Origin of the sequence: Streptomyces sp. NPDC048606 (assembly GCF_040650855.1) — a bacterium.
Classification (GTDB): Bacteria; Actinomycetota; Actinomycetes; order Streptomycetales; family Streptomycetaceae; genus Streptomyces.
Genome location: NZ_JBEZIB010000023.1, coordinates 130,865 through 138,072 on the forward strand (window position 1 = coordinate 130,865; position 7,208 = coordinate 138,072).

The 7,208-nt window shown below is 74.3% G+C and carries 7 protein-coding genes; 3 read left to right on the forward strand and 4 right to left on the reverse strand.

All coding sequences use genetic code 11. From position 1 onward, the window contains the following. Nucleotides 1-48: 48 nt before the first annotated feature. Nucleotides 49-1,164, forward strand: a complete 1,116-nt coding sequence (locus AB0D01_RS24525) for a hypothetical protein (protein WP_363058663.1) — start codon at nt 49-51, stop codon at nt 1,162-1,164. Nucleotides 1,165-1,231: 67 nt separating this feature from the next. Here AB0D01_RS24525 and AB0D01_RS24530 read toward each other — a convergent pair whose 3' ends face one another. Next, a complete protein-coding gene (locus AB0D01_RS24530) occupies nt 1,232-1,819 on the reverse strand; it encodes a DNA starvation/stationary phase protection protein (protein ID WP_363058665.1) in 588 nt (195 codons plus the stop codon). Nucleotides 1,820-2,040: 221 nt separating this feature from the next. After that, the gene (locus AB0D01_RS24535) at nt 2,041-2,541 is read right to left on the reverse strand and encodes a CAP domain-containing protein (RefSeq protein ID WP_363058667.1); all 501 of its coding nucleotides are present in this window, start codon (nt 2,539-2,541) and stop codon (nt 2,041-2,043) included. 278 nt (nt 2,542-2,819) lie between these two features. On the opposite strand from AB0D01_RS24535, the gene AB0D01_RS24540 reads away from it, so the two are divergent. Continuing rightward, entirely contained in the window at nt 2,820-3,407 is a 588-nt protein-coding gene (locus AB0D01_RS24540; RefSeq protein WP_363058669.1) for a hypothetical protein, read from the forward strand. Between the two features lie 55 nt (nt 3,408-3,462). On the opposite strand, the gene AB0D01_RS24545 is transcribed toward AB0D01_RS24540, so the two are convergent. Together AB0D01_RS24545 and AB0D01_RS24550 are read right to left on the reverse strand one after the other, a co-directional pair. After that, nucleotides 3,463-3,999 (reverse strand): hypothetical protein, encoded by a 537-nt coding sequence (locus AB0D01_RS24545; protein ID WP_363058671.1) that lies wholly within the window; start codon nt 3,997-3,999, stop codon nt 3,463-3,465. A 76-nt stretch (nt 4,000-4,075) separates the two neighbouring features. After that, nucleotides 4,076-5,122 (reverse strand): helix-turn-helix domain-containing protein, encoded by a 1,047-nt coding sequence (locus tag AB0D01_RS24550; RefSeq protein ID WP_363058673.1) that lies wholly within the window; start codon nt 5,120-5,122, stop codon nt 4,076-4,078. 435 nt (nt 5,123-5,557) lie between these two features. On the opposite strand from AB0D01_RS24550, the gene fabV reads away from it, so the two are divergent. Continuing rightward, nucleotides 5,558-6,772 (forward strand): enoyl-[acyl-carrier-protein] reductase FabV, encoded by a 1,215-nt coding sequence (gene fabV / locus AB0D01_RS24555; RefSeq protein WP_363058675.1) that lies wholly within the window; start codon nt 5,558-5,560, stop codon nt 6,770-6,772. Nucleotides 6,773-7,208 lie beyond the last annotated feature (436 nt).

Below are 7,208 nucleotides of genomic sequence, written 5' to 3' on the forward strand. Positions count from 1 at the left end.
GCGGCTACGATACCCCCGCTCAACTGTGCGAACACGAAAGGGGCCGTCATGCCTGGCCCGCAGCCCCGCCGGGTACCGTCCCCGTCCCCCTCCCCGTCCGAGCAGCCGCAGCCGCAGCCGAGGCCGGATTCGGAGCCGGAGACCCCTGACGCCACCGCGCGCCGCACCGCCTGGTGGCGTACGAACACCGCCCGGTTCGGCCTCGTCGCCGCGGTGCCCGCACTCGGCCTCCTGACGCCCCGTCTGGGCGCCGTCGTGCTGCTTGCCGCGCTCATCGTGGTGTGGGCGGCCGACACCTGGAGCCGGACCGCGCGGTTCCTCACCACGGTGGCCGCCATGTCCCTGCTGGGCGCCGTCGTGCCGGACTCCCCGAAGGAGAACACGGCCGAGGCGGCTCCCGCCCCGCGGACCGCGAGCGCCACGCCGACCCCCTTCGGCGCGAGGGCCGCCGGCAGGCCCACGCCGACCCCCACCGCCCTGCCGCTCGCCGACTTCCGCGGCCAGTCCCTGGAGACCGCCTTCGACCGGGCCCGAGCGGCCGGTTACCTGGTCCGGGAGCACGACGCCTCGGAGAAGGACGGCTTCGTGCGCGGCCGTTCGCGGTGGACGGTGTGCTTCCAGGAGACGGGCCGGGAGGGGGCCAGGGCGACCGCGGAGTTCGGCGTCGTACCGAACGGCTCTCCCTGCCCCAAGACGGACGGCGAGCCCATCCCGTGGCCGAGGATGCCCGACCTCGTGTGGAAGACCTGGCGCACCGCCCACGCGGACGTCGTCGCCCTCGGCGTGCGCCCCGAACGGATCGAGGCGCGCGCGGCGTACGCCAACGACACCCTGCCCGCCCGGGGCGAGTACGAGGACTGGCGGGTGTGCGTCCACGAACCGGCCGTGGACGCGCCGGTGAAGCCCGACGACCGGGTACGACTGAGCCTGACCGCCGAGGAGAACGGCTGCCCGGAAGGGGACCGAGGCACCGGCACCGCCGCGAGCCTGCCGGACCGCGACGGTGACGGCGACCCCGACTACCGCGACCCCTACCCCGGTGACCGCGACCGCACCAGGGCGTTCCCGGACGGGTTCCCCGGCGGGGACGGCGGCTCCGGAGGGTCCTCGGGTGGCTCGGGCGGTGGGGGTTGGAGCCCCTGCCGACACACCCGCTGGTGCTGACGCGCGCGCGGCGGCGTGCGCCCAGGCGGCGTGCGCCCAGGCGGCGTGCGCCCAGGCGGCGTACGCCTCAACTCCGGGCGCCGGCGGCCCGGGCGGCCTGATCGGCGGCCTCGGCCAGGGTGTGGGCCCCGGCGGTGCTGAGCCGTCCGCCGCCGCTCTCCAGGTGGGCACGCACGAACCACTGGAACTGTTCCAGTCGGGCCAACTGCCCGATGAGCATGTCCTGCGTGACCAGGTCGAGGTCGTCGGTCTCCTTCATGGCGGCCCGGTGGTCCTCGATCACCCCGCTGTACACGAGGTCGAGGGCGCCGAGGTGGGCGACCGCGTCCGCGCGGCCCACCTCGTAGTCGTCCCAGGTCCGCTCGGCGACGATCGCGCCGGGCGTGCCGACGGGCACGCCGCCCAGGGTCGCCATGCGTTCGGCCATGGTGTCGGTCATCTCGCGCACCGCGTCCACCTGGGGGTCCAGCATCTCGTGGACGGCGATGAAGTGCGGACCGACCACGTTCCAATGGACGTGCTTGAGGGTCAGGGCCAGGTCGTTGAGGGCGTGCAGCCGGGCCTGGAGGATCTCCGACACCCGCTCGGCGTCCTGCCGGTTCATGCCGGGCACGGTGTGCGGGGCGGGGGCCTGGGCCTGCTCGGAGCGGGACATGGGGGCGTCTCCTGTTCGTCCGTCGATCGGGGTGAACCGCTTGCGGTCACGCGCCTGCCCGCTCCCGCCGCGTGCACACCTCCGCCCGCCCGGCCGCCCTCCCGCCCGCCGCGAAACCCGTGCGCGGCGCCGCCACGACGCGCGGGAGCCCGGACACCGGCGGCCGACGCCCGAGGGCGCCGCCTTCCACCGGTGTCCGGGCCCACCGCTCCCGGTCCCGATCAGTTGGTGAAGACCTGCACGATGCGGTCGCCCGCGACCCCGACGCCGGTCTTGGTGAAGTCACAGTTCTTGATGTTGCCCGCGTGGCCGCTGCTCGCCAGCCAACCGTCGACGTGCACCTTCTCGTCGCCCGAACCCCAGGCGATGTTCTCGGCGGAGGCGGTGAACGTCGCACCGGCCTTCTTCAGCCGGTCCGGCACGGTCGAGCCGTCCGAGCCGCGGTGGTCGGTGGTCGTGTCGTTGGCGTACTCCTGCGCCGCCGCGGTCAGCGCGGGATCGACCGTCAGCGGTTGGCAACCGGCCGCGGTACGGGCCTGGTTGACCAGTTCGAGGACCTTGTTGGGGTCGGCCTGGAGCGGTACCACCGCACGGGTGCCCACAGCGGCCGCGGGGGCCGCGGCGACCGCCGCCCCGGCGCCGACGGCGCCGGCGAAGACCAGCAATGAGGACGCGCACGCCACGGTGCACCTGCGCCGTATTCGGCCGGATCCGGAAACCATGGGTCTACCTTCCTGTTCGCCGAGAGAGCGGCGGACGCGGCGACGCCGCCGCCGGTTCCCCCCGTCCCCGTCCCGTGTCTCCCCACACCCGCCGATTCTCCGCCGCGCCCCACCGACCCGCATCTTCCGGCGCGGTTCCCGCAGGTGGGAGCGTTGGCGGCAAGATCACGGGCGCGGCGGGGGGTGGAGTTCCGGTCGACACCCCCGCACCCGCGGGACGACCATGGAGGAGGAAGACGCCGTCGCAAACCGCTGTCGAGACACCCTGGCGGATCGCCATGACCCCTCACGGCACAGCACGTCGCGCGGCCTTCGTCGCGCTGCCGGTCGCCGCCCTGCTCGGGATCGGCCCGACCGCCGCGGCCGCCCGGTCGGCGCCCGCCCTCCCCGCCGTCTGCCACCTCCTGAGCCAGCCCGCGGACCCGTACCACCTGGGCTGCCGCGAGGGCTTCAGGCTGGGCGTGGCCGCCGGCTACGAGAACGGCCTGAGCTGCCACAGGCTCCCGCCCCCGCTGGCACCGCTCGATCCGACGCCGTACGAACAGGGCAAGCGGCAGGGCTACAAGGACGGCTACGACCAGGCCTTCAAGCACACCTACGACAGGAACTGCGACCTGCCGCAGCTTCCCCCGGCGCAGAAGCAGCCGCCGCCCGCGCAGACACCGCAGACGATGGCGGAGGCGGGCCAGGCGGCGGGCGCGACCTGGGGGCGCGAGGACGCCCGACTGACCTGCACCCGCGAACACGCGAACCTGGTTCCGCCCGCCAAGCCCGACGCGCTGATCATCGCCTACCAGAACGGCTACCGGGTGGGCTACGACGTCGCCTACGACGAGGCGTACCGACAGCTCTGCCCGAAGCCGTGAGCCGTGGGGCCCATGGGGCGGTGGAGCCGAGGCCGGTGCCCCGCCGCCCGGCGTCTCAGTGCTTCAACGCGACCTTCAGGGCCACGATGATCAGGCCCAGCACCAGGTTCACGGCCGCGGCCGCCACGACCGTACGGCGCGTCGCGCCCGCCCGGTGCGCGGCGTACGCCCCCCACCCGACCTGACCCGCGACCGCCACGCAGAGCGCCAGCCACACCGCCCCCGCGGTGTCCAGCCCCAGCAGGGGGCTGACGGCGACCGCGGCCGCCGGGGGCAGGGCCGCCTTGACGATGGGCCACTCGGCGCCGCAGACGTGCCGGACCTCCCGACCGGTCAGGGGCACCATGGCGATCCGCTCGCCGAAGAGACGGGCGAGGACGTGCGCGGCCCAGAACACCACCCCGGTGGCGAACAGCAGCACCACGAGTTCCAGCCGGGGGAACCGGCCCAGCGAACCGGCCCCGACCACGACCGACGCCGCGAGGAGCGAGCCGTACACCGCACCGGTGTAGTCGACGTGCTCCCGCGCGGTGCGCGCCGGGCCCCGGGGCGGATCCTTCCCGGGGTCTTCCTCCGCTCTGTGACCTGTCATGCCCCAGTGTCGTCACGGGCGGGCCCCGGCACGGGGCAGCCACGCCCGGCGGTCCGCGCGCCGCCGACCGGGTGCGCTACCGCCGGGCATCCTCACGGCCGTCCCGGCGCAGGGAGGCCGGGGTGCTCCCGTACCAGCGGCGGACCGCCCGGCGCAGGGCGCGGGCGTCGGCGTAGCCGCTGCGGGCGGCGATCGCGTCGATGCCGAGGTCGGTGTGGTGCAGGAGCCGGGTGATGTGCGTGCGGCGCACGGTGTCGACCTCGGCGCTCCAGGTGGTGTCGTGCTCGTCGAGCCGTCGTTGGAGGGTGCGCGTGCTGAGGCTCATCCGCCGGGCCACCACGGCCAGGGTGGGGGCGGTCTCCTCGTGGACGGAGGCGAGGGCGCTGCGGAAGAGGTCGAGCCAGTCGTACAGGGGGATCGCGGCGGCGAGGGACTGTTCGGCGTGTCTTCGCAGCACGGCGGACAGACCGGGTTGGGCGTGCGGCGCGGGGGCCGTCAGGTCGGCGGCGAGGAAGGTGACGGAGCTGTGCGGGGCCTCGAACTCGATGGCGCGCGTGCCGTAGAGCCTGACCAGGGCGTCGTGCCGGCGCGGGGTCCTGGCCGCGAGGGTGACGCGGACGGGGACGAGGGGACGCCGGGCGGCCTCGCCCAGGCGCCGCTGGTAGATGGCGAGCGCGCAGGCGCGGATGGCGCAGGCGGCGTCGATCGTCACGTCGGCTTCGTTGAGGTGGCTGATGGTGATCTGTTCGCCGTCCTCGGAGATCCGCAGGCTGTCGGTCCCGACGTCGATGATGGCGGCCAGGTACGTCGAGGCGTCCCGGATCCCTTCGAGCGGCGTCCCCGCGGAGGTGATGAGGTAGTCCCAGACCCCGAGGCTGCCGATGGTCGCCTGCCGGGCGAGCGCCGCGGCCACCTCGGGCCATGGGGCCCGGGCCGACATCAGTTCCGTGATGCGGATGCTCGTGACCGTGGGGGTCCGGAACAGGTCGTCGTCGAGGTGCTCGGGCGCCACGCCCAGCAGGTGCGCGTACTCGGTCGGGGGTATGCCGAAGAGACGCGCGGCGTTGACGTTCAGACGGGTGAGGGCGGAGGACGTCGTCCCCGGGTGCGCATGCGAGACCACAAGCGTCGAGCATAGATCAGCGCGAAAGACAAGATCATCGGCGGACGTCGGCGCGTGAAGTCCCCCTCTCGGCACGGGAGATCCCGCGCCGGCGCGTACGGTCCCCTGGCCGGCGCGTCCGGTCCCCGGCGCGGGGGCGCGCGCGGCCTTAGCGTGGGGACCGTTCCCGCGGCCCCCTCGCCCCGGCCGGCCGGAACGCATCCACCTCACCTCGACCCGCCCGGGTACGGGGGTCCCGAGCGGGCGAGCGTGAGGTCGGGACCCGGGGCGACACCGCGACCGGGCCGCCGCCGTCACCGGCGGAACACTCCAAGATCGATTCGTGATCGTTGTCGCCACCGGGGCAACGCCCCGCGAGCGGGCCGGCGCAGACTTGCAGGGCGCGGCGGCCCGTCGGCCGCGCCCACCCGCACCGGCGACCCAAGGACTGCCATCGTGAACGAGCGCGTTCTCACTCCCCGCAACCGGGGCTTCCTCTTCCTCGACTCCCACCCCGCCGGGTGCGAGCGGCTGGTGGCGGACATGTGGGAGGCGTGCCCCACCCCCGGGACCGAGCCGCAGGGCGACGGACCGGTGGCGCTGGTGATCGGGTCCTCCGCCGGGTACGGGCTCGCGGCCACGCTCGCCGGACTCAAGCGCGCCGGCATCCGCGGCATCTGCGTGTCCTTCGAGAAGGCCCCCACCGCGCGGCGTACGGCCACGGCCGGCTGGTACCGCACCGCCGCCACCGCCGACCTCGCCCGCGCCGCCGGACGCGACCTGGTCTTCCTCAACGGCGACGCCTTCTCCGACGCGATGAAGGACCAGGTCGCGGACCTCCTGGAGCAGCGCTTCGGCGGCCGGTTGGACCACCTGATCTATTCCGTGGCCGCGCCCCGCCGCACCGACCCCGACACCGGGACCACCTACGCCTCGGTCCTCAAGCCGATCGGCCGGGCCGACCGCACCAAGACCCTCGTCTTCGACGACGAGGGCCACGGAGAGGTCCGCGAGGTCGAGACCGCGCCGGCCGAGGGCGACGACGTCGAGCAGACGGTGGCCGTGATGGGCGGCGCGGACTGGGAGCGCTGGATCGACCACCTCGCCGGGCGCGGACTGCTCGCCGACGGTTTCGCCACCGCGGCCCTCTCCTACATCGGTTCCTCGCTGACGTCGGCGATCTACCGGCAGGGCACCATCGGCGCGGCCAAGGCCCACCTGGAGGACACCGCCCGCACCCTGGACGAGCGGCTCGCCAAGACGGTGGGCGGCCGGGCGGTGACCTCCGTCAACGGTGCCGCCGTCACCCAGTCCTCCACCGCGATCCCCGGCATCGCCCTCTACACCGGCCTGCTGCGCGGGGTCCTCGGGGAAGGCCTCGTCCCGCCGATCCACCAGCTCGCCGCGCTGTGGGACCAGCTCACCGGCGCCGCTCCGCTCGCCCTGGACGACGAGGGCCGCGTCCGGCTGGACACCTTCGAGCTGACCGACGAGGTCCAGGCGGCCGTCGCCGAACGCTGGGAGAGCGCCACCACCGCGACCATCGCCGACCTGGCCGACCTCGACTGGTTCCGCGCCGAGGTCCGACGCCTCTACGGCTTCTCCGTGCCCGGCGTCGACTACGCCGCCCCGGTCGCCACCGAGGTCCCCTGGCCCGACCACACCCTCTGACTGCCCGCGCGAGCCCCCCGGGAGGGGGGTACGGGTGGTGACGTTCGGTGAGATCCGGGGGCGTGGCCGGTGACCCGCCCCACAGGACCCACGTCACATACGAGGCGGGATCGTAGGCCCTGAAGGTCCCTTACGTCGGCCCGACAACCGCCCCCCACCTGCGGGAACGACCCTCCGGTGGGGGTGGGGTCGCCGGGCCTGGTGTGTGGGGGTGGGGTAGTAGTGGGGGTCGTTGCCGGCGGGTCGGGGGGTCGGTAGAACTGGATGGGTCGCAAGGCGGCGGGGTCGTTTTCCCCGCTTCCGACGTTCCCCTCTCCCTGGCGTGAGTGGTTCACGCATGTCCTCGGCATGCCCGCGACCGTCCTTGTCCCCTTCGGAAGGTCCCTCCGTGTCCAACGCCGTCATCCGCCGCATCGCCGCTTCGAAGAAGACCCTC